Source organism: Commensalibacter oyaizuii (genome assembly GCF_029953265.1).
In the GTDB taxonomy this organism is placed as follows: domain Bacteria; phylum Pseudomonadota; class Alphaproteobacteria; order Acetobacterales; family Acetobacteraceae; genus Commensalibacter; species Commensalibacter oyaizuii.
In genome coordinates, this window is the sequence record NZ_JASBAO010000001.1 from 1,832,392 (window position 1) to 1,854,783 (window position 22,392).

The 22,392-nt window shown below is 38.9% G+C and carries 19 protein-coding genes; 8 read left to right on the forward strand and 11 right to left on the reverse strand.

Going from position 1 to position 22,392, the window contains the following annotated elements; genetic code table 11:
• Positions 1-180: 180 nt before the first annotated feature.
• The 3 genes from QJV27_RS08295 to thiM are packed head-to-tail and all read right to left on the reverse strand — an operon-like array spanning position 181 to position 3,427.
• On the reverse strand, positions 181-1,221 hold the full coding sequence (locus QJV27_RS08295) for a hypothetical protein (RefSeq protein ID WP_281448463.1): 1,041 nt from the start codon (positions 1,219-1,221) through the stop codon (positions 181-183).
• Entirely contained in the window at positions 1,196-2,575 is a 1,380-nt protein-coding gene (locus QJV27_RS08300) for an MBOAT family O-acyltransferase (RefSeq protein ID WP_281448464.1), read from the reverse strand. The genes QJV27_RS08295 and QJV27_RS08300 overlap by 26 nt, the downstream gene beginning before the upstream one ends.
• Positions 2,576-2,608: 33 nt before the next feature.
• On the reverse strand, positions 2,609-3,427 hold the full coding sequence (gene thiM / locus QJV27_RS08305; protein ID WP_281448465.1) for a hydroxyethylthiazole kinase: 819 nt from the start codon (positions 3,425-3,427) through the stop codon (positions 2,609-2,611).
• 184 nt (positions 3,428-3,611) lie between these two features.
• Between thiM and QJV27_RS08310 the strand changes: the two genes are divergently transcribed.
• Both QJV27_RS08310 and QJV27_RS08315 read left to right on the forward strand, forming a co-directional pair.
• The gene (locus tag QJV27_RS08310; RefSeq protein ID WP_281448466.1) at positions 3,612-4,358 is read left to right on the forward strand and encodes an SDR family NAD(P)-dependent oxidoreductase; all 747 of its coding nucleotides are present in this window, start codon (positions 3,612-3,614) and stop codon (positions 4,356-4,358) included.
• A gap of 81 nt (positions 4,359-4,439) precedes the next feature.
• Entirely contained in the window at positions 4,440-5,381 is a 942-nt protein-coding gene (locus QJV27_RS08315) for a COG2958 family protein (protein ID WP_281448467.1), read from the forward strand.
• Between the two features lies 1 nt (position 5,382).
• Here QJV27_RS08315 and QJV27_RS08320 read toward each other — a convergent pair whose 3' ends face one another.
• The 3 genes from QJV27_RS08320 to QJV27_RS08330 all read right to left on the reverse strand — a co-directional run bounded on the left by QJV27_RS08320 (position 5,383) and on the right by QJV27_RS08330 (position 8,785).
• Positions 5,383-6,192, reverse strand: coding sequence for a universal stress protein (locus QJV27_RS08320; protein WP_281448468.1), 810 nt, complete (start codon positions 6,190-6,192; stop codon positions 5,383-5,385).
• Between the two features lie 183 nt (positions 6,193-6,375).
• Positions 6,376-7,653, reverse strand: coding sequence for an MFS transporter (locus QJV27_RS08325; RefSeq protein WP_281448469.1), 1,278 nt, complete (start codon positions 7,651-7,653; stop codon positions 6,376-6,378).
• Between the two features lie 88 nt (positions 7,654-7,741).
• Positions 7,742-8,785: an NAD(P)-dependent alcohol dehydrogenase gene (locus tag QJV27_RS08330; protein ID WP_281448470.1), complete on the reverse strand. Its 1,044-nt coding sequence runs from the start codon at positions 8,783-8,785 to the stop codon at positions 7,742-7,744.
• Positions 8,786-9,028: 243 nt separating this feature from the next.
• Between QJV27_RS08330 and QJV27_RS08335 the strand changes: the two genes are divergently transcribed.
• Entirely contained in the window at positions 9,029-10,534 is a 1,506-nt protein-coding gene (locus QJV27_RS08335; RefSeq protein ID WP_281448471.1) for a glycosyltransferase family 2 protein, read from the forward strand.
• Positions 10,535-10,586: 52 nt separating this feature from the next.
• Here QJV27_RS08335 and QJV27_RS08340 read toward each other — a convergent pair whose 3' ends face one another.
• Genes QJV27_RS08340 through QJV27_RS08360 form a run of 5 tightly spaced genes read right to left on the reverse strand, consistent with a single transcriptional unit; the run spans position 10,587 to position 17,261 of the window.
• Positions 10,587-11,729, reverse strand: coding sequence for a Gfo/Idh/MocA family protein (locus QJV27_RS08340; protein ID WP_281448472.1), 1,143 nt, complete (start codon positions 11,727-11,729; stop codon positions 10,587-10,589).
• A gap of 21 nt (positions 11,730-11,750) precedes the next feature.
• Positions 11,751-12,551: a 5-deoxy-glucuronate isomerase gene (iolB, locus tag QJV27_RS08345; RefSeq protein WP_281448473.1), complete on the reverse strand. Its 801-nt coding sequence runs from the start codon at positions 12,549-12,551 to the stop codon at positions 11,751-11,753.
• A 10-nt stretch (positions 12,552-12,561) separates the two neighbouring features.
• Positions 12,562-13,449, reverse strand: a complete 888-nt coding sequence (gene iolE, locus QJV27_RS08350) for a myo-inosose-2 dehydratase (RefSeq protein ID WP_281448474.1) — start codon at positions 13,447-13,449, stop codon at positions 12,562-12,564.
• Positions 13,450-13,463: 14 nt separating this feature from the next.
• A complete protein-coding gene (iolD, locus tag QJV27_RS08355; RefSeq protein ID WP_281448475.1) occupies positions 13,464-15,323 on the reverse strand; it encodes a 3D-(3,5/4)-trihydroxycyclohexane-1,2-dione acylhydrolase (decyclizing) in 1,860 nt (619 codons plus the stop codon).
• Between the two features lie 21 nt (positions 15,324-15,344).
• Entirely contained in the window at positions 15,345-17,261 is a 1,917-nt protein-coding gene (locus QJV27_RS08360) for a bifunctional 5-dehydro-2-deoxygluconokinase/5-dehydro-2-deoxyphosphogluconate aldolase (RefSeq protein ID WP_281448476.1), read from the reverse strand.
• A gap of 578 nt (positions 17,262-17,839) precedes the next feature.
• On the opposite strand from QJV27_RS08360, the gene QJV27_RS08365 reads away from it, so the two are divergent.
• The 5 genes from QJV27_RS08365 (at position 17,840) to QJV27_RS08385 (ending at position 22,374) form a co-directional block, all read left to right on the forward strand.
• Complete coding sequence (locus QJV27_RS08365; RefSeq protein WP_281448477.1) at positions 17,840-19,309, forward strand: sugar porter family MFS transporter; 1,470 nt, start codon at positions 17,840-17,842, stop codon at positions 19,307-19,309.
• A 38-nt stretch (positions 19,310-19,347) separates the two neighbouring features.
• The gene (locus tag QJV27_RS08370) at positions 19,348-20,370 is read left to right on the forward strand and encodes a Gfo/Idh/MocA family protein (RefSeq protein ID WP_281448478.1); all 1,023 of its coding nucleotides are present in this window, start codon (positions 19,348-19,350) and stop codon (positions 20,368-20,370) included.
• A gap of 163 nt (positions 20,371-20,533) precedes the next feature.
• Complete coding sequence (locus QJV27_RS08375; protein ID WP_281448479.1) at positions 20,534-21,412, forward strand: MurR/RpiR family transcriptional regulator; 879 nt, start codon at positions 20,534-20,536, stop codon at positions 21,410-21,412.
• Between the two features lie 134 nt (positions 21,413-21,546).
• Complete coding sequence (locus QJV27_RS08380) at positions 21,547-21,936, forward strand: tautomerase family protein (protein ID WP_281448480.1); 390 nt, start codon at positions 21,547-21,549, stop codon at positions 21,934-21,936.
• A 129-nt stretch (positions 21,937-22,065) separates the two neighbouring features.
• A complete protein-coding gene (locus QJV27_RS08385; RefSeq protein WP_281448481.1) occupies positions 22,066-22,374 on the forward strand; it encodes a DUF1971 domain-containing protein in 309 nt (102 codons plus the stop codon).
• The last annotated feature ends 18 nt before the right edge of the window (positions 22,375-22,392 follow it).

Genomic DNA, 22,392 nt, shown 5'->3' on the forward strand with positions numbered 1-22,392 from the left:
TTTGTATATTTTGGTTCCTCTTATTAAAAAGCTTATTCAAAATAACAGATAATAGGTCACTAGTAGCAAGATAAGATTTTGCTCTAATCGATTAAGATTTGTAGTTTATTTACAGTAGATTTCGATATTTATGGGGCATTATGAAGTAAATTATCAGTTAGATGCCCCATACTTCAAGAATTAAGGCTGAGAAAATCCTAAGATCTTGTTTTGATTATCTGGTAATTCTTGTCGATGCAATGCTGCCTGAATAATGCCCTGCATAACGATATCTGCTACAAAGGGACGGTAATGTATGGGGTCCCAAAAACTGTTTCGTTGTGTCGTAATTTTATTAGGAATAGCAAAGTCGATCATAATGCTGTTTGGGGTTGTTTGTGCAAGCTTCGTTAGATTTGCTTTACATACTTTCCAGCTTGTGTTTGTCCATCCGTTATTATTTCCATAGAACTCGGCCGAAAAAGGTGGAACGATAATAATTTTTTTAGTGTCAGCAGGTAGTTTTGCCATCATGTTTTGTAAACGATGCAAAGCGGGCTGTGAGTGAATACGGCCATTTGCAAGACTATTATCTGGTTTCCACCATTCTGCAAAAACTTTATTAACTTTATCAGGAACATAAGGATAATTTGAAGGTAAAAGAGGGGTAAAACCATCAGAGCCATAACGTTGCTTTTTAAATCCAATTAGCCATGCAAATTGATTCGCTGCTTCTTGTAAGGCATATTGATTGGCCATTTGAAGATAGCCCTTCCAACGTGATCCTTCATACATCCAGTTTGGAAAAGGTCTGGCCGCGCCATTTGGATCGGCAAAGCACCAGATATTATCTGTGTTAAAAATTACGACTTTTGGATTTGGATGGTATTGAACAAATAAATTAAATAACTTTTCCTGCTCCCAAGGATTGGCAGTATTCATCGATAAATTAACAAAACGGGCCTGAAATGGTTGATTTAAAACCGCAGGTTGTAAAGGTCTGCTGGTTGAAGTGCCAAAAATGGCTGAGTTAAATTCAGGATTAATTGCTAGGGCTGGGAAACTATATCGAGCATTTGTAGAAATGGGTATTCGATGAACAGGTAAGGAGATTGGTAACATCCCCCATGGATCAACTAAGACAATAAATAACCATATAAAAAAAACCAGGCCCCCCATAGTGCTTAGAAATATCAGGGCAAACCGACGCCAGGAATTAGAAGCGGAAGTAGATGAAGGCATCAGGAATGCGTCCCCCAATAAGTAAGATAAAAAAAGCCGCTGCAATTCCCCCAAGAATAGCAATCCATTTGGAGGGGCGAAGATAAGTATAAATTAGATTTTGACTGGATGGGCAAAATAAGACTAAAAGAATAGCAGTATAAAAGACAATATTGTGACGGATTTTATAGTTTCCTATGCCGTTAAAACCCAGCATAGATTGCCAAATCTCAGTTGCCGTTGAAAAATTTTCGGCACGAAACAGCACCCAACTGAAAATTAAAAAAATCAAAGTTATGCACCAAGCCACGGGTCTGGGCAGTGTGAAAGGGATAGTACGGTTCCAAATGTGATTAATGCTGAGCCCCAGGCCATGTAATCCCCCCCACACAACAAAAGTCCAGCCCGCCCCGTGCCACAATCCAGCCAATAGCATGGTTATGATCAAATTGCTGCTTTGTCGAATGGGGCCACATCGATTACCCCCTAATGGGATATACAGATAATCTCGTAAAAAACGCGAAAGCGTCATGTGCCATCTGCGCCAAAATTCCTGCAAATTATGGGATTGATAGGGTGCATTGAAATTAAAAGGTAATTTTAAACCAAATAAAAGTGCCGCACCGATGGCCATATCTGAATAACCAGAAAAATCAAAAAAGATTTGCAAACTATAGGAAATAGCAGCAGCCCATCCTTGGGCCATATTTAAGGTTTGCCCTTGCAATGCCTGATTAAATAATGGATTACACGTCATGCCCAAGCTATCTGCAATACCAGCCTTTTTAATTAACCCAATACTCATCAGGCACAGACCTTTGCTGATATTTTCCCATAATTGTGGATTAACAGGGTCGGTTTGAAACTGGGGAATAATTTCGTTGTGTCGAACAATCGGGCCAGAAATTAATTGGGGAAAAAAGGTTACAAATTCAAAGAAATCAATAATATTATATATTGATTTTGCGCCTCGTTTTAAATCAACAAGATAGGAAATTTTTTGAAAAACGAAAAAGGATATACCCAAAGGCATTACAATGGCCCAATGAGTTTGTTGAATTCCCAAGATATCTTCAACAGTTCCAGCAAAAAAATTGGTGTATTTAAAGAAACCAAGGGTCAGAAGGTTTAGAATAATTCCAAAAGTCAGCCAATGTTTTTGTAAATGCTTGCTATATTGACAAGCAATGAACCAATTTACAAATGTTAAAAGAATAAGAAATGGGACAAAGTGCCAGTTCCATAGCCCGTAAAATAATAAAGAGGCCCCAATGAGTACCAGCTGACGCAAAATGCGGACATGCACACAACTGTAAAATGCAATTAGAACAAGGGGTAAAAATAAAAGAAGATATTCTTGTGTACTAAATAACATTTTATCATTTCACGAATGTTCTAAATAAGTGTTTTATATAGCCTGAATTTTGACTGTTTTTAAAAGTTTTTCTTCGTTTAACCAGTAAAATTCATCTAACATGTGCATTTGTAGGCTTCCAGGCCCTTTGGCATTTTGCATGCTAAGCTCGCCAACGACGCCAATAATAGCCATTGCATGGGCACAGGCAACCAAAGCATCAGGCTCAACAGCAAGACATGCGGCTGTAATGGCTGTGGCACTGCATCCAGATCCTGTAACTTTTGTCATCATTTTATGGCCATTATCAACGCGAACAGTTCGTTTTCCATCTGTAATATAGTCGCTGCGACCACTGATGGATACCACTGTATGACTGGAAATAGCTAAATTTTTTGCGACTTCCAGGGCTTGTTCAGGTTGATTGTGGCTGTCAACACCACGTCCATAAGTACTTGTTTCATGATTGCTGCACACATTCGATAATGTCATGATTTCAGAGGCATTACCACGAATGGCACGAGGGTGACGATGTAACAGATCAACAGCGATATTGGATCGGTAAGTACTAGCACCAATACCGACGGGGTCCATAACCCACGGTATATGACGATGATGGGCGGTATCGACAGCCCTTTGCATGGCCTGGGCTTGGGAGGTGGTTAAAGTTCCCAAATTAATAACTAACGCATCTACTTTTTGTACGAATTCTTGTACCTCTTCGGCTGCATTTACCATGGCTGGGGATGCCCCAAGGGCCAATAGAACATTCGCTGTAAATCCAGAGACGACAATATTGGTAATATTGTGAATTAAAGGATTTTGATTTCTAATTTTGTCTAAAGTCGATGCGATATCGTGGGCTGTAAACATGAGTATGTCGTATTGGCTGATAATAGATGGAAAAAATATTTTTTCTGAATTTGTTGATTTTGTAAAGCAGTGTAAGGCATATTAAAAAGAAAAAATCGAAAATATGATGAAAACTTCATTCTAACCTTATCATTAGTTATGTGCATCATTTATTTTATATAATTAGCAAAATTGGATTTTAGTAATGGATCTTGGATTAAAAAGTAAAAATATTCTTATCAGTGGTGGTTCCAAAGGGATTGGGTTTGCCATTGCCAAAAAATTTATAGAGGAAGGTGCTTATGTAAATATTTGCGCACGTAATCAACAGGGAATTGACCAAGCTGTTCAGCAGTTGGGTAAAAATGCCTGTGGATATGTTGTTGATATGTCTAAACCTGAGCAAATTCAGGATTGGATTCAAAAAAGTTACGCGCAAATGGGGCAAATTGATGTTGTGGTTTCCAATGTCAGTGCGCTAGCCTCTGGTCAAGATTTAGACAGTTGGAAAAAAGCGATTGATATTGATCTGTTGGGAAATGTTGCCATGATGAATGCGGCGATGCCATATTTGATCAAACAAGGTAAAGGTAATGTTGTCATTATTTCCAGTGTTTCCGCCAGTGAAATTGATGGTTTTGCGGAACCTTATGGGGCATTAAAGGCATCTTTAAATCATTATGGAAAATCATTAGCATTAAGAGTTGCGGATAAAAATATTCGTGTAAATACGGTCTCGCCAGGGAATGTATATTTTAAAGGCGGAATTTGGCATAAAATTGAGCTTGAACAGCCAGAATTTTTCCAAGAATGTATAAAGAGTAATCCATTGGGAAAAATGGTAACCCCTGAGGGAGTTGCTGCAAGTGTTGTATTTTTAGCAAGTGAACAAGCCCAATTCATTACTGGAACAAATCTGGTGATTGATGGCGGATTAACAAAGTCAGTATAAGTTGTGAAATACGTTTAATCTTAGGGTACCAAGTCGTTTAATATATGAATGTGAAAATGTTGATTTTGGTGGATGTTAAAAATGCAGAATACTTCTCAACTTAATAAAGTTATTGCTTTTTTAAGGTCACATCCAAATCAACGTTTTACTGCAAGGGAAATTGCTATTGCGCTAGTTGGCCAATATCCAGAATATTACGATTATAAACGTCAAAATAGTAAACAAAAATTTGTTTCTGATAACGATTTTATTAACCAAATTGTCGCAGAAATTAGTTCCCATACAACCAGAATTTTGCGCAATAATTCAAACTCGCTTATCGAGACACAAGATCAACCAAGGCCCAGAAAATATTGGTTTAACCATAATGCAGACAATGAACCATCCTATACCCAAGATCAAATTTTAGAACAAGAAATAGATATTGAGGAGGTAGATAGTAAATCTGAATCTGAAATAAAATCAGAACAAGATTTATATCCTTTGTTGATACAATATTTACGGAATTCAGATCTATATTCAATGCGTTTAAATGAAAAACGCTCTAAGAACAATCATGGCAAGCATGGAAACCGTTGGTTGCATCCTGATATTGTTGCCATGCAGCCTATTCCTGATAAATGGCACACGTTGGTGCAGACCTGTGTTCAGGCAGGTGGGGGTGATATGATTCATTTGTGGTCGTTTGAAGTGAAAAAAACAATCACACGTTCAACAGTGCGAGAGTATTTTTTCCAAACTGTCAGCAATTCTGGCTGGGCCAATTATGGGTATTTGGTTTGCGTAAAGATAGAGGAAGGCGGTACAGAAGAGGAATTAAGGATGTTATCCTCTTTGCACGGTATAGGTGTCATACGATTGGATATCGAAAACCCTTCTGAAAGCGAGATACTTATTCCAGCGCAGTTCAAAATCCAGCCTGATTGGCAATCAATTAATCGTTTGGTAGAAGAAAATAAAGACATGGAAATTTTTATGACAAGAGTCGCTAGCTACTACAGAAGTGGCTTGTTATTAAAATAACCTAGTGTAAGTGCAATATTGGGATATTAAGATATCTTAACAAATCGACGGTTTTACTGCCAAATATCATATTGTATAATGAAGTATGACTAAAAGCACCCATAATCAAAATATCAATACATTGTTCTTGAACGGTTCTGACAATAGTATCTTCAATATTACTGCCTCCGACGATAAAAGATGATGTGACGTTGTATCCAACATCTTCCAAGGTCTGGTGTGCCCAAGCCAATAGTTCTTGGCGGTCATCATTTTGTTTACCAGACATAACAAGATACAAAGGCAGAGACAAGAATAATTGCTTTTCTGCCATTTGATTAATTAAATTTTGGGAGGTCTTGCTACCGCTAAATGCGATCATACTGTTTTTAGGGGGGGAGAACGATCCAGCGACACTGAGAATTGGACGATGAATGGAACGAATAATCTGTTGAATATTATTGCCAATTACGTTTTGTTGTTTTTCAGTTTGTTCGCCACGTCTGCCAATGACCAACAAATCAATATTAGGTTCATACTGGATAATTTTTTCTAGAAAATTCCCTTCCTCCTCATGTATTTTGATTAGGGAATGGTTCAAACCAATATCCAGGGCGCGCTGATGGTAGGTTTCAAGCAGTTTTTGGCTATAATTTTCTTGTACATCAATAGTCTTTGGATTTATATTTTTGATGTGTGAAGGATGCTGGTCAACGATATGGAACAATTCTAAGGGTTTATGTAGATTTGTTGCTATCCACGCTGCGTAATCTGTGACATGAGCAGAGATATCTGATTGATCAATACAGGTAACTATTTTTGTATGATTCATGGTGCATTCCTGTCCAAAGCATGTAGTATAAAATATACTGGTTATCGTTATTTCGACACATAATCAAACATAATAATAATTTATTATTATTAAAGTGGTATATTTAAAGCAATAATCAGGAATAATATTTGTGGTATTATTCACGACTATTTTATGTTGGTTAGTCGTGAATAATCAATAGTGCTAGACTTTATAATCTACGCCAGGTTGTTTTAACCGAATGAAATAAGTTAAAACCGCAGCGATATAGTATAAAATTCCATAGATGATAAAGACCCCGTAATTTCCAAAACCAATGAAATAAATAACAGAAACCAAGGCATTTCCAAGAAACTGGCTCAGTCCCCCGCCCAGATTTTGAATGGAAACCGCAGCCCCCTTGTGATCAGGTGCCAACATCGGGAATATTGCCCCCATTGGTACGAAAGAAGTAATTGTTAAAGCAAAAAAGAGCATTGCCCCAATACTGGCATAAACATTTCCAGGGAAGAGAACAGGGATATAATATAACAAAATGGTTGCTGTACCACATCCAACAAAGCCTACCCAACGCATTTGTTTTAACCAACCGATACGATCGCCAATAATACCCCATAAAACATTGGTAAAGGGTTGAATAGGATAGATAAAAATACTGATTAATTGCCATTGATGTAACGTAAATTGCCCACCATTACTGGCCGTCATAAAGTTAGGCAATACGATGGTTAGCACACCAAATAAAGAGAAATTACAAATGGCTCTAATGATCAGGGCAATAGCCAAATCTCTGCTACGAAATACCAAGGTTAAATCGTTACAAATATTTTTCATTCTGTGGCTAAAAGAATGATTTTCCTGAAGTTCAGATTTCTGCTGTTTGGGTGTCTTTAGTAGGAAAATCGTAATCGCAGCACCTGCTATGGCCCAAATTAATGCTTGCCACAGGGTAAATTCTGCACCGAATTTTTCAACCAAATAATAAGGTAAGAAGTAACCAATAATACCATAGCCAATGGTAAACATAGACCAAATCCAACCTACCGCAGAGGCCAGCTGATTATCAGGTGTTTCTCTAACGACCCAGTAAAAGAAACCATAAAAGAATAAAGGATAGGCAAAGCCACGTAATCCATAAAAAATAAAAATAGCATAATAACTTTGTGGCATAATACCAAATTGCATAAAGGCCGCATGAAGAATAATCCACATGACGACCCCAATGACCATAATTCTCTTTGCACCAAAAGTTTCAGCAAATACTCCTGATAGCCAGCTGGAAATGGCGGCACTTAATCCATAAATAGAAAAGATTAAGCTGCCTTTGTCTTCTGGAATGCCAAGATCATGGTGAATATAATGAGCAAGGAAGCTTTGCTCAAAGCCGTCTCCAGCCATAAAAAGGGCAACGGCAATATATCCCCAAAATAAGGAGACAGGCATACCGATGACCATACGAGATTTGGTTGAACTGTTACTCATATATGATGTCCATCATAAATGTTGAAAAAAAAACAGCCCGTATATCACCAATATTACGGGCTGTATTCTTATTAAAAAGATTTAAAGACTATTCAGAAACTTTGATCAGTAGTTTTACGTCTGTTGGTTGTACAGATGCTGCACGATCATAGGCTTCAATCGCTTTGGAAAGAGGATAGATTCCAGACATAAGTGGTTTTAAATTGACTTTTCCAGAAGCAATCAAATTGACTGCCCGTTCGTAAACATGTGCGTAACGGAAAATAGTTTCCATACGAATTTCTTTACTTTGTGCAGTAACAAGATCAAAAGGAACTTTATCAACTGGCATACCAATAAACACAATTGTGCCACCAGGTCTGGTACAGGCTAAAATAGTATCATAAGCAGAAGGATGTCCTGAAGCTTCAAAAGCAACATCTACACCCCAATCTTTACCGCATTCTGCTTTGATTTTATCTTCCAAAGACTCTTTGGTAATATTAACAGGAACGATGCCCTCATATTGTCCAGCGATTTCTAACTTTGGTGCAGCTACATCTGAAACGAAGACTTTGCTAGCACCAGAGGCCAATGCTGCTAGTGCGGTCAGGATACCAATGGGACCACAACCGGTAACCAAACAAACATCGCCAGGTTTGATGTTGCCTTTTATACAAGCATGCACACCTGTTGCAAAAGGTTCGACAAAAGCGCCTTCTTCAAAAGAAACATTGTCTGGTAATTTGAAAGTAAAAGCAGCAGGATGGACAACGCTTTCTGTCAAACACCCATGAACAGGAGGAGTTGCCCAAAACACAACATCAGGATCAACATTATAAATACCTAGTTTTGTTGCTTTGGACTGAGGGTTGGGAATACCCGGTTCCATACAAACGCGATCACCAACCTTAAGGTTTTTTACGTTTTTACCTACTTCTGTGATGGTTCCAGAAGCTTCATGACCTAAAACCATAGGTTCATTTACGATAAACGGACCAATTTTTCCATGGGTATAGTAATGAACATCACTGCCGCAAATACCAACGGTATTAATTTTGATTCGTACATCATTAGGTCCCATTTCATTTGGGACATTAATGTCACGAATGTTCAGTTTACCTTTGCTTTCAAGGACAAGAGCTTTAGTCATAAAACCTCCTAAGAACGATAGTGTAGATATGTTGTGGTTGGTAACATTTTTCTTATTTTTCGAAAAATAAAAAAAAAGTGACTGATACTGAATATGCAGATTCTTTTAATTAATTATTGAAATTATTAATTAATTGTAAATATTGAAAATAGCTTTTTTATTATTGATTATTATGTTAGAAACACACGATTATTATATATATTTTTGAAAATTTCAAAAATTTTATTATGCAAAGTGGATGTAATGATGCAGAGACAATTACCAACGGTTGCTGTTGCTTTATTTGTTAAAAACGAATTTTCAGATATTAAGGGATGGATTTCTTGGTACTTTGCCCTTGGGGTAAAAACATTATTTATTTTTGATGATCACTCAACAGATGGTACATGGGATATTTTGCAAGCTGCTGCAAAATGTTATGATATTCGTTTGTACAGGACGGATCCTGTCAACCAACCTAGTTTTTATTGGCGCCAAAGAGATAGTTTTTTACAAGCTTTGGCAGAGTGCCGTGGGAAGTATGATTGGTTGGGATTTCTGGATGGTGATGAATATGTATATATTAAGCATTTTGACAGCCTTCCAGAATTTTTTTATCGCTTTGATCATGCGGATGCAGTCGCTTTTTCGTGGCGTATTTACGGGCATTCAAATCAAATTTTAAGACCTCGTAAAACAGCTGTTGAAGCTTATCTACAACATTCTACACCAGAATTGGGTGACAATCATTTAATTAAAAGTTTTGTACGACCAGACAAAATGGGCACTACCTATCACAGTCCACATTGGTTTGACGATATTAGTATCGATCGCTACGTTAGGCCGCATGGCGGAAAAGTAAAATGGGGTGGACCAGACCAGGAAATCGATTGGTCAGATGCCTTTGTAATGCATTATATTTGTCGGAGCATGGATCATTTTATTCAACGTGTAAAAAAGCGTCCAGATAACCACACATATTGGAAACGTTTCGACCATTCTTCTATGAAAGATGAAGAACCTCTAAGATTTATTCCCAAGGTTTATGAAGTGATGGAGCCTATCCATCGTGAAATGCTTAAAAGTGCTATTTTAAAGATTAGGAATCTAACTTATGTTGATAAAAATACACCAAGAGAATATAGCACTGTAAATTCATCCAATGAAATGGAAATACCTTCTGTTGTAAGGGTCAGAACTTACTTTGAGACCTTTTTATACTGTGATCCAACAGGTCATGTTATCCACGCGACAGAGGAGCATGCCAACGCGCAAGGGTGGATACCAATGATGGGGTTAATGTATCCTTCTACCCCCGATTTGATTGTTATGCATGCAAAAGATAATGCTTCTAAATTTTTAAGGTTGCAAAGCTCTCCTTTTGTGTATGAAAGATTAATTTTTAGACTTGCTGAAGTTAAAGAAGGTAAAAAAGCGTTACTAAGTTTATCTGGTAATTTACATTTTTATACATGTTTCTTACCAACAGATGGCCGACGTGGATTGATTTCAGCAGATCGATTAGAAGCAAAAGACTATGAAACTGTTAATGTTGATTTCTGGTATAGTGGTGATCAATTTCAAGAAAAGCCGTTACCATTTATTATTAATAACGCGACAACTGTCGATGATATTATAAAATGGGTATCTACAGCTGAAGAGGTTCCAAGTGGAGAACAATTTTTACGAGTTTTACACGCCGTTCCTAGTTCTGTAAGGGATTATATTTCTGAGTATATTGCGCCTGGCTTATTGTGGCCATTCCTGTAGATTAACTTTTTCAAACCATCCAGATAGCCGTTTGGATGGTTTGAATATAGTTTTAACTACGAATTTCGTTCAGGTTAACCCAACGATTTTCATGTGACGATACTGCGATGGCTTCAGATACCCGAACAATGGTTAAAGCATCTTTGAAACTGGCATCAGTTTGTTGGTTATTTTGTATAGATTCCAATAGTTTTTTGACTTCAAGTGTCTTTAAATCATTAAAACCAATTTGATGTCCGCCTGCTGGGCAAAAAGCACCATAATCACCATGTTCTGGCCCTGCTGCAATGGTGGTGAAGCCTTTACGCCCTGTTTTTTGGTTGGCTTTGTAAAGATGTAATTCATTAAAACGGGCCTGATCAAAAATTATCGATCCTTTCGTGCCACAGATTTCAAAACCGTGATGCATTTCCCACCCTGTTGCCAACCAAGACGAAGTAATAATCCCTGTGAAATTGTGGTTGGTAAATCTGACCAGAGCATTGACTTGATCATCAATGGAAACAGATTTTGTCTGTCCATCCAATGTCGGTCTGGTGGTATGGATCGTGTCCAGTTTTCCACAAACGCTATCAAATTCCCCCAATAAAAACCGTGCTGTTGCCAATGCGTGGGAACCAATATCTCCTAATGCACCACCATATTGATCTTTTTCACAACGCCAGTTATAGGGTGCAGCATCTGCCATAAACCCTTCGGAATGAATCCCACGATATCCCGTGATTTCTCCAATTTCCCCACTTTGAATAATTTCTTTGGCGGTGATCATCATAGGATTACGCAGGTAGTTAAATCCCACCATTGTAATGACACCCGCTTTTTCGGCGGCGTTGGTCATCTTAATTGCGTCATCAAGGGTAGTTGCCAAGGGTTTTTCGCAATAGACAACCTTTTTGGCTTGAATAGCTTCAAAAGCCATGGGGGCATGCAAACGATTTGGGGTAGTGATAGAGACAATATCAACATCGGGGTGGTGAATTAATGCCTTCCAATCGTCTGTTGATTCTTGAAATCCTAAATGACGTGCTGCTTCTGCTGCACGTTCTGCTGGAACATCGGCCAGTATTCTTAAAATAGGAATTGGTAGATTTGGAAAAAAACGGGCCACATTGCCAAAGGCCCAGGCGTGGGCTTTGCCCATAAAACCACTGCCGATAACGCCTACACCCAGAGTTTTATTATTATTATTATTCATAATAGATATCTTTGTTATTGATTATTGAAATGCCAGATCAAGGAAGTCTGGGCTTTGGCTGAATTTCCACTGCTTTGTTGGCCCTGCCATGACGTTGAGGTAATAGGAATCGCAGCCATGAGGTGCCCCCACAGGGTGGTAACCTTTGGGTACCATCACGGTTTCCCCATCATAGACAGACATTGTTTCATCCAAAGAGCGATCATCCGTATAAACACGTTGGAAAACATATCCCCCTTTGCGTTTAACGCGATGGTAATAGGTTTCCTCCAAATAGGTTTCTTTGCCTTCAATCGGGGTGTCATGTTTATGAGGGGGATAGCTAGACCAATTTCCCCCAGGGGTAAAGACTTCAACAACCAGTAAGGTTTCTGAAGGGTCGGTGTCAGTAAGCATATTATTAACATAGCGCACATTAGTACCACTGCCACGTTTTAAGGTTGTGATATCTTGTGCTTTGATAGCATAAGGGGCGCTCCCTTTTTTCGCAGGGGCCTGACAAATAGCAAGTTCAAGGTTGGTCGTGGCTTTGACTGTCCATTTCATGCGTGGTGGCAGATAGACTGCAGAGGGTTTTCCATCAAAAACAGACATACGTTCCCCAAGAACACCGAAATTTTGGTCGTCTGTGAAAATCTCTGCCTTACCTGTCAAAATAACCAGACAGATTTCATTGTCATTGCCCTGACGACTTAAGATTTGGTTTGGGGATAAATGGGTTACTTCAAACCCAATATATTTCCACCCTGCACTTTCGGGGGTAATACGGGTAACAACTCCTTCTTTGTCTGGATGTTGAGGGCGTACTAATAATTTGCTCATTTTGGCCTCCTTATCGTTTTAAACCAGCACTATTTAGGGATGCAATCAGATGATTATATCCTTTGGTGACGTATTGTAATGGATTGGCTTTTTGAGGATCTTGTTCGGCTTCAATAACGATCCATCCCGAATAGTTCTGAAAAGGTTTGAAAAATTTGACATAGTCAACGCTGCCATCGCCAGGAACGGTAAAGACCCCTTGTAAAACCCCCTTAAGAAATGGCCAATTCTCTTTGTTGGCTTGGGCTAATACGTTTTCACGGACATCTTTGGTATGAATATGAGCAACACGGGATGCATAATCATTGGCTAATTTAATGGGATCTGCCCCACCCCACACCGCATGACCTGTGTCCAACAACAAATAGATGTTGTCTTGGGTTGCAGTCATCAAACGATCAATATCTGTATGGGATTGAATAATCGTGCCCATATGGTGATGAAAAGCCAGTTTAATACCGTAATCTTGGGTCAGTTTGCCAAGTTCGTTTAGTTTTCTGAAATATTCAGACCATTCACTTAGTGGCATGATGGGGCGGTGGGCCAAACCAATATCCAGCCTGCCTTGGATTGTGTTAGCGGTTTCTGCGTAAACAACACAATCGCAATTCATTGCTTTTAATAAATCCAATTGAGACCGCATTGCTGCGAATTCTTCTTTAGCAGAGCGTAAGAGTAGCGCACCAGAAAACCACCAACTGGTTAAATCCAAATTATATTTTCCCAGTGTTGTTTTCAGTGCATTGGCCTCTTTAGGAAATTTGTTTCCCATTTCCATACCTTCCAAGCCGATCTGACTGGCTTCAGATAGGCATGTGTCCAGTGGAATATCCCCACCTAATTCAGGCATGTCATCATTTGACCAACAAATAGCGTGGGCACCGATACGAATAGCCATTACGTCTCTCCTATTTAATTCCAATGTCTTTGGATTTTTTTATAATTTAGATAGCCTTCATAGGCCTCGTTAACGGTTTTTTGCTTTGAAACTTCTGGCACGGCTACATCCCACCAATAACCACATTCTTCGGTAATACTTTCCGCTTCGGTATCAATAACAATGACGGTTGTACGATCATTTTTTTCTGACTGCTTTAATGCGTCTTGTAATTGGGATATTGACGCTACTTTAAGGCTGATGGCACCCATGCTTTGGGCATGTTGGGCAAAGTCAATATCAGGCAGGATTTTATGGTGGGTATCAATTAACATATTGTTAAAAGGTTTTCCCCCGCACACCTGTTGCAAGCGGTTAATACATCCATATCCACGATTATCTAGCAAGACGATGGTAATCTTAACCCCAAGCATGATCGAGCTGATAATTTCAGAATTTAACATCATATAAGAACCATCACCAACCATTACCACGACATTACGGTCAGGTTCAGCCATTTTAGCCCCAATACCCCCAGCGACTTCGTATCCCATACAGGAAAAACCATACTCCATATGGTATCCGCCACTTTCTTTGGCTCGCCATAATTTTTGTAATTCACCAGGCAGGCCACCAGCTGCACAAACAACAATTGTATTATCAGGGGTTGACCGCATTACCGCACCAATAACTTGGGCATCACTTGGTAATTTCGTAGCATTTGAATCAGGCAATGCCATATAACGATCAGCAGTTTCATACCATTTTGCTTTTAAACTGGTTGCTTTATTGGTCCATGTTGGGTCGGCCTTATATTCACCAATGGCTTGACACAGCAATTCAATACCAACCTTTGCATCTGCAATCATGGGATAGGATAGATGCTTGGTGGCATCAAAAGGTTGCACGTTAATACTGATGATTTTAAGGTTGGGATTATTAAATACAGCCCATGATCCTGTGGTAAAATCTTGTAATCTTGTGCCGATGGCTAAAATCACATCAGTCTCGTTGGCCAGTGCATTGGCAACAGCGGTTCCAGAAACTCCTATACCTCCCATGTTAAGAGGAGATTGATCAGGAATCGCGGATTTACCAGCATTGGTTTCACCAGCAGGAATGCCATGCTTGTTACAAAAAGCTTCCAACAGTTTTTCTGCCCCTGAATATGCAACGCCGCCTCCTATAATTGCCAATGGTTTTTTGGCTTGCAGTAAAATCTCTTTGATGGTTGCAAGCTCGAACGGATCGGGATGAATTCTACGGATATAATGAATGCGTTCTTCAAAGAAACTTTCTGGAAAATCCCATGCCATGGTTTGTACATCTTGGCACAGGGACAAGGTCACTGGTCCGCATTCTGCAGGATCAGTCAGTACGGTCATTGCACGTTGAAAAGCAGGGACAATTTGCTCGGGTCTGGTGATACGGTCAAAGTAACGGGAAACCGTTTTAAAGCAATCATTAACGGATACTGTGCCGTCCCCAAAATCCTCCAGTTGCTGTAAAACAGGATCAGGCATGCGCGTGGCAAAGACATCACTGGGCAGCAGTAAAATAGGTAAACGATTAGCATGGGCAACCCCAGCCGCGGTTACCAAGTTTAATGATCCAGGACCAATTGAGGTTGTACAGGCCATTACCTGTTTTCTGCGCTTTCCTTTGGCATAGGCAATGGCAGTATGGGCCATACTTTGTTCATTTTGCCCCCTGAAGGTTGGGAATTCATGTTTGACCTCTTGTAGTGCCTCGCCCAATCCCGCAACGTTTCCATGACCAAATATAGCCCACATTCCTGCAAAGAAGGGTTGAATGCTGCCATCATCGAGCTTTATTTTTTGTGCCATCATCGCTTTAACAAGGGCTTGAGACATTGTAAGGCGTTGTATTTTCATGTCTTTTGCTTTCATGGTGAATTAGATTGCGGTTGATTGTGAAGCGTGGTGCCAAGCATCCACCAGTTTTTGAAAGATATCAGCCATTTTTTGAATAGCTTGTTCGTCATTGATTTGATTTGTCAACCATTGACGGGCTGGCTCTCCAAAAATTGTTCTGCCAACGGCAAATCCTTTGACATAGGGGGTCTTAGCTGCGGCTTGAAAAGCGGTGGTAATCGTGTCGATGGGGGCATCTAGCCCTAGGACGACAACTCCACGACATAAAGGATCATTTTGTTCAATGACTGCATTGATGGCAGCCCAAGCATTTTGATCATTTTGTGGTTCCAGCTTCCACCAAGCGGGTTTTAGCCCCGCGTCATAGAGTTCTTGTAATGCAGTTGCAATGGTATTGGAGGTAAGTGGACCATTTTTGCCAGCAATTATTTCTAATAGGAATTCCCGTTGTAAGCGTTGACACGCATCATACGCGCGTTGCAATTCGCGAATTTGTCTTTCTTTTAATTCTGCAGAATCTTCTGGGTGGTAAAAACACAGGCATTTTACGACATGTTGTGCTGGCCATGACAGTATTTGTGCGCCAAGGCTGCCTTTTCCATCAAAATCAAGGGGGCGAGAGGCAGGGTATTCGATGGGTCTGGAAATCCAAAGATTTTCATGAGAGGCCAAAAACAATGCTTCTTGCCCATACCGTCCATCCATAAAGATCCCAAACCCAGCCCGTTTTTTGGCAATTTGTGCTGCTGCTTTAACAGTCAATAATTTAAATTCACTGATTTTATTGCGTGAAATACCATATTGATCTGTCATTTCTTCTAATTGCAGGCGATGATCACACGCCAAGGCCATGATTGGAAATGTCTGTGGTCTGCGTGTTGTGGCCTGATGTAAATGCGTTAAGGTTTGATCTTGTTGAATATCGTGGTGTTGATTATTTTCTTTTAGAAAATGGCTGAGCTCTGTAAAGGTCGGATATTCGGGTGAACAAAGCAGGCGCGATACTGCGAAAGCCCCGCAAGCATTGGCGTAGGTGCAACAGACATCAATGGGTTCATGGCGCAACCAGCCTCGTAAAAATCCAGACATGAATGCATCACCAGCCCCCAGTGTGTTACATACGGTGACTGAAAATCCTTTTCCTTGGATTCCTTTGTCCAAATGGTCTGGAATATCGCTGTCAAAAACAACACATCCTTTAGGGCCCCGTTTACAAACGATGGTGGCGGTTGGGGCTATTGTGCGGATATGTTTTATAGCTTGTAGGGTATCTTCGTATCCGCTGGCGATATGTAACTCTTCTTCAGTACCAATAATTAAGTCACATTCTGGCAAAATGGTTAACAGTTTTTCGGTGACTTGCTTTGCCTTGACATATCTTGCCTCGCCATCACCGATGGCTGCAACCCCCCACAGATTGGGTCGATAGTCAATATCAATGATGACCTTGCCATTATTTTCATGCATGATTTTCATTGCTAGGCGTTGGGCCTGTTCATTATGAGGTTGGGCAAAATGCGTGCCTGTTACCACAATGGCTTTGGCTTGTTTAATAAAATTGGCGTGGATATCGGCTTCACATAATGCGGAATCTGCACAATCTGTTCGATAAAATAATAAGGGGAATTGCTCACTGTCTCTGATCCCTAAAATTGCCAATGCGGTTAAACGGTCGGGGTCTTGATAAATGCCAGTGGTATTGACGTTTTCCCGTTGCATTTGTTCGATAATAAAATTACCAAAATGATCATTCCCAACCCGTGTGATGATCGCAGATTTCAAACCAAGTCGTGCAGTTCCAATAGCAATATTTGCTGGACACCCGCCCACAGCTTTGTTGAATGATGAAGTATCCTCTAGACGGCAACCAATTTGTTGTGCGTATAAATCAATAGAGGATCGACCTATGGTAATGACATCAATTTTGTCACTGTGCATGCAGCAATCTCCAACCAGATAATAAAAAAATTCTATTTTGAAAATAAATAGAAAAATATTTTCAAAAGTACAACATAGAAGCTATCTTTGACAATGAAGATTACGTGATAATATTTAAATTCACAGGTTTGTGAAGAATTTGATGTGTTAATTCTTTGTTTTTAAAGTTCGATTCTTGAGGGATAGATCTTCACTAAAACGTTATTCGATTTCCAATGATGATCATTTTAAGGCGTAAATTGCTCGTTTTTATATAAATTTTAGAAAAAATTTTTCAAATAATAAGTAATATAATCGTTTCATACACAATAAGTTTATTAAGAAATTTATAATTTTATATATAATTCAATAGAATATATAGATTCTATATTCGTTTTTTGGTTTTTGTTAAGATTAGAAAAATTTTTCCAAAAACTTATATTGGATTTTATATCTTTTAAGGGAACGGTGAAAAGAGGGGGCAAGTCCCTTTGCTTTTGATTAAGACCATTTAGATGGTCATTTTTATCAAAATAGAAAATTATCCTGACGAAGTGGGGAATTTTTGACGGATGTTTTAGATGAAAGAGTAGTTATCCATGTCTGATTCAAAAAGAAGTTTTATTACAAAAACGACTCTGGTTGCGGCATTAGGGGGGTTATTATTTGGATATGATACCTCTGTTATTTCTGGGGCTGTGGCCTCTATTGATCATCAATTGGTAAAACCACTAAATCTGACCAGTAATTGGGAAGATTTTATTTCTGGGTTTGTCATTGCAAGTGCGCTGGTCGGTTGTATGATCGGCAGTATAATGAGTGGTTTTGTTGCCGATTTTATTGGTCGAAAAAGGGGATTATTTCTTTCTGCCATTCTTTTTGTAATTTCAGCGCTGGGATCAGCATGGCCTGAATATGGTGTGATTTATCCTTTGCATGATCCTGTGGCAATCGTCTGTTCTTTTATATTTTACCGTATTATTTGTGGTATTGGGGTTGGAATTGCGTCCACATTGGCCCCTATGTATATTTCGGAAATTGCGCCAGCAACCATTCGGGGCAGTTTGATTATTTATTACCAGATTGCCATCGTTAGTGGTCAGGCAGGGGTATATTTTGTCAACTGGTTTATTGCAGGATTGGGTGATCATGATTGGTTGATGACAACAGGATGGAGAATCATGTTAGTCTCAGAAATTATCCCTGCTTTTATTTTTTTGTTTTTATTAATTCCTGCAGTTGAAACACCTCGTTGGTTGATGTTAAAGCAACGTGATGAAGATGCTTTATCTGTTTTACATAATATTTTCCATCCTAATGAAGCCCGTCAGACCGCAGCTGAAATTAAAGAAAGTTTAAATAAAAATACGGAATTGGGATCATTGTTTCAATTCGGTGCCGCAGCTGTGATTGTTGGGATTATGGTCGCAGCATTCCAACAGTTGGTTGGGATTAATGCTGTTATGTATTACGCTCCTGAAATGTTTAAAAATATGGGCTTTGGCGAACGAGGCGCATTGTTCCAAACTATTTTCGTTGGGATTATCACGGTTATTTTTTGCTTAATTGCGATGAAAATGGTGGACAAAGTAGGCAGAAAACCATTGTTAATCGTGGGCAGTATCTTACAAGCCATTGCGATGTTAGGATTGGCTGCAACCTTCATATTTAAACTAAACAGCATGATTGCTGTGTTCATGATTCTCTTTTATTGCGCTAGCTTTTCAATATCTTGGGGACCGATGGCTTGGGTATTGTTGGCTGAACTTTTCCCAACAGCGATTAAGGGTCGTGCAATGAGTTTGGCTGTTTTCTTCGAATGGACGGTTAATTTGTTTGTTTCTTGGTCCTTTAAAGTAATGGATGGAAATGCTTCTTTAAATGCTGTTTTTAACCATGGTTTCCCTTTTATTATTTACGGTATTATGGGTGTTTTAGGTACATTTTTTGTAATTTTCTTTGTCCCAGAAACCAAAGGTCGCAGTTTGGAAGAAATCCAAAATATTTGGTTAGAGCGTAAAAATAAAAAATATAATGCTTCATCAGTCGTTGTAGAAAACAACTCCTAGAATTATTACTGTTGAGCAAAATAGTGAGAGTATACAATATGACTAAAAAAAACGTTCTTCGAATTGGTGTTATTGGTACGGGGGCAATTGGCTCTGACCATATTCGAAGATGTACACAAACGCTATCTGGTGCACAAATTGTTGCTGTCGGTGATGTTAATTCCGACAACGCCAGAAAAGCCGTATCCTCATATAATATAAATGCAAAAGTATATGATTCAGGTCATGATTTAATCAAGGCTGAGGATGTTGATGTTGTTATGGTAACCTCTTGGGGACAAACCCATGCAGAATATGTATTGTCTGCGATTAAAGCAGGTAAATATGTTTTTTGCGAAAAACCTTTGGCGACAACCATTAAAGATTGTCAGGAAATCATAGAGGCTGAACAAGCTTGTGGAAAACGCTTGGTGCAGGTTGGATTTATGCGTCCCTATGACAAGGGATATCGTGAACTTCGAAATGCCATTGCGAATGGGGATATAGGGATGCCTTTAATGGTGCATGCTGCTCATCGCAATCAAAGTGTTGGGGAAAATTATGTAACCAATATGGCGATTGTCGATACATTGATCCATGAACTGGATGTTTTAAGATGGTTGCTTGAAGATGATTATGTATCTGCACAAGTCATTTTTCCGCGCTCCACACGCCACACGCATGCAAAACTACGAGATCCTCAAATTATATTACTTGAGACCAAATCTGGAATTCGGATTGATGTCGAGGTTTTCGTAAATTGTCAATATGGTTACGATATTCAGTGTGCGGTTGTCGGTGAAAAGGGGATTGTCAGCTTACCTGAACCCGCATCCGTGACAATGCGTTCGGATGCAAAATTATCTAAAAGCATCTTAACGGATTGGAAAGAACGGTTTATTGATGCTTATGATATTGAGGTACAAGATTTTATAGATAGCTGCTTGGCTGGCAAGCTAACAGGACCCAGTTCATGGAACGGATATGTTGCAACTGTCGCTGCAGAGGCCTGCGTAAAATCCCAAGAAACAGGAAAAGTAGAGCCTATTTCTTTACCCAATTGCCCAAGTTTCTATAAATAAAATAAAAAATCCACCTTTAAATAGGTGGATTTTTTTAACAAGTTTAACAATCTCTAGTGCTTAATATAAAAAAGATTTATGTGAAGCAATATAATTTACGGTAAGTTGAATTTTGTATATTAAAATCATCTATACCCTAAATATTATTTGAAATGAGATGTTGATGAAAAAAGTTGTTGTGAAAAAATCTGCTCAGAATGTTTCTACGTTACTTCCAGATAATTTTCATGATTTGCATCAATTGATTTTAGAGCGCAAAGATAGTTTTCCAAAACGACTGATTCAAATTGCAGAATTTTTAATTTCTACCCCATCTTATACGATTGCATTTGGAAAGATTACAGAAATTGCCAAAGAGGCTGGGGTTCAACCTTCGGCTTTGGTCAGATTTGCTAAAAATATTGGTTATAGCGGTTTTTCAGAATTGCAAGCCATCTTCAGAGACCATGCCAGCCGCTTTTGGCCAGATTACTCCGAACGAATTCAAAATATTGATCAACATACCTCATCATGTAATGATTTAACGAATCCTAAAGCGCTATTGCGGGGATTTATAGAATCTGCCCATCATTCTATTGATATTCTAGAACATAATATGGATTATCAACGTCTGGATGAAATTGTTAATTTACTGGCAGATGCTGAGACAATTTGTTTTATTGGTGCAGAACGGCTGTATTCAGTTGTGGTTTATATGACATATATTTTCCGCAGGGCGGGGATTAGATGTGAATACGCCAACGATGCGGGCAGTTTTGCACGCAACCAAATTGATTTATTAAGTAAAAATGACGTTGTTTTAGCCATGAGTTACACACCTTATGCTTCACGAACTTTAGAACTAGTTTTTCATGCGGCAGATTTGGGTATTCCTATTGCAGCGATTACAGATTCTTCTTTTTCACCATTGGTTCATAAATCAACAACGTGGCTAGAGGTGACAGAGGCAAATTATGCAGGATTTCGATCCTTGACAGCTACCTTCTCGTTGGCAAGTATGTTGGCAGTTGCGATCAGTCAGAAAAGAATGAAAAAAATATAGGTAATTTAAAAATAATTTTCTATATTCACGGAAATTTAACCTAAATTTAGAAATTAAATTCTATTATTATCTTTAAGATGATGTATAGTGATGGATATCTGCTTTGCAGCAAACTAAATTTTAAGGTGAATGTAATGCCTCTTATTCGAATAGATGTTATTGAAGGACGGACAGCGCAAGAAATTGAGCAGTTAAAAGAAACAATCCATCAGGCGATGGTTCAGGCGTTCGCAGTGCCACAGCGTGATCGCTATCAAATATTAACAGAGCATAAGCCAGGGTTTTTAGTTGCAGAAGATACAGGATTAGATATCCCCAGAACCAATAAGTTCGTCATGATCCAAATGGTTTCCCGCCCCCGATCTGCCAATCAAAAGCAGGAATTTTATAGGCTTGTGTGTGAATTATTAAAGGAAAAATGTCATATTGAATCTTCTGATGTTATGGTCAGTATTGTTGTAAATAGTGATGAAGATTGGTCTTTTGGGTTAGGTCGAGCTCAATTTTTAGAAGGGGATTTATAACTTTTTTTAACACGTGATGATACTTTAACTTATACAGTCCTAAAGATATAATGTTTTGTTATGTTTAAATATCTTGATATGATTTGGCACAGAGGATTTTAATAATAGCAGCTAAACAAAGGTATTAAATTGACAGAACAATCTCAAGATTTGATATGCTATAAAACCCTTCAGATATGGACACCTTCAACATTACCTGAGGCTTTTAAAGTATGTCATAATACAAAGTCTGGTGTATGGGCAAAATTGCACATTATATCAGGGTCAATAGAAATGGAATTCTTATCAGACGATGGTAAACAGGTCATTCAAAAATGTCGTTATTCAGTTGACCATCAGCCCGACTTTATTTCACCAAGGCAATATCATCGTATCGCTGGGTGGAGTGACGATATGAAATGTCAGCTGTCTTTTTATTCGAGAGTGGACGCTAAATAAAAAGCTGCTCTTAGGTTT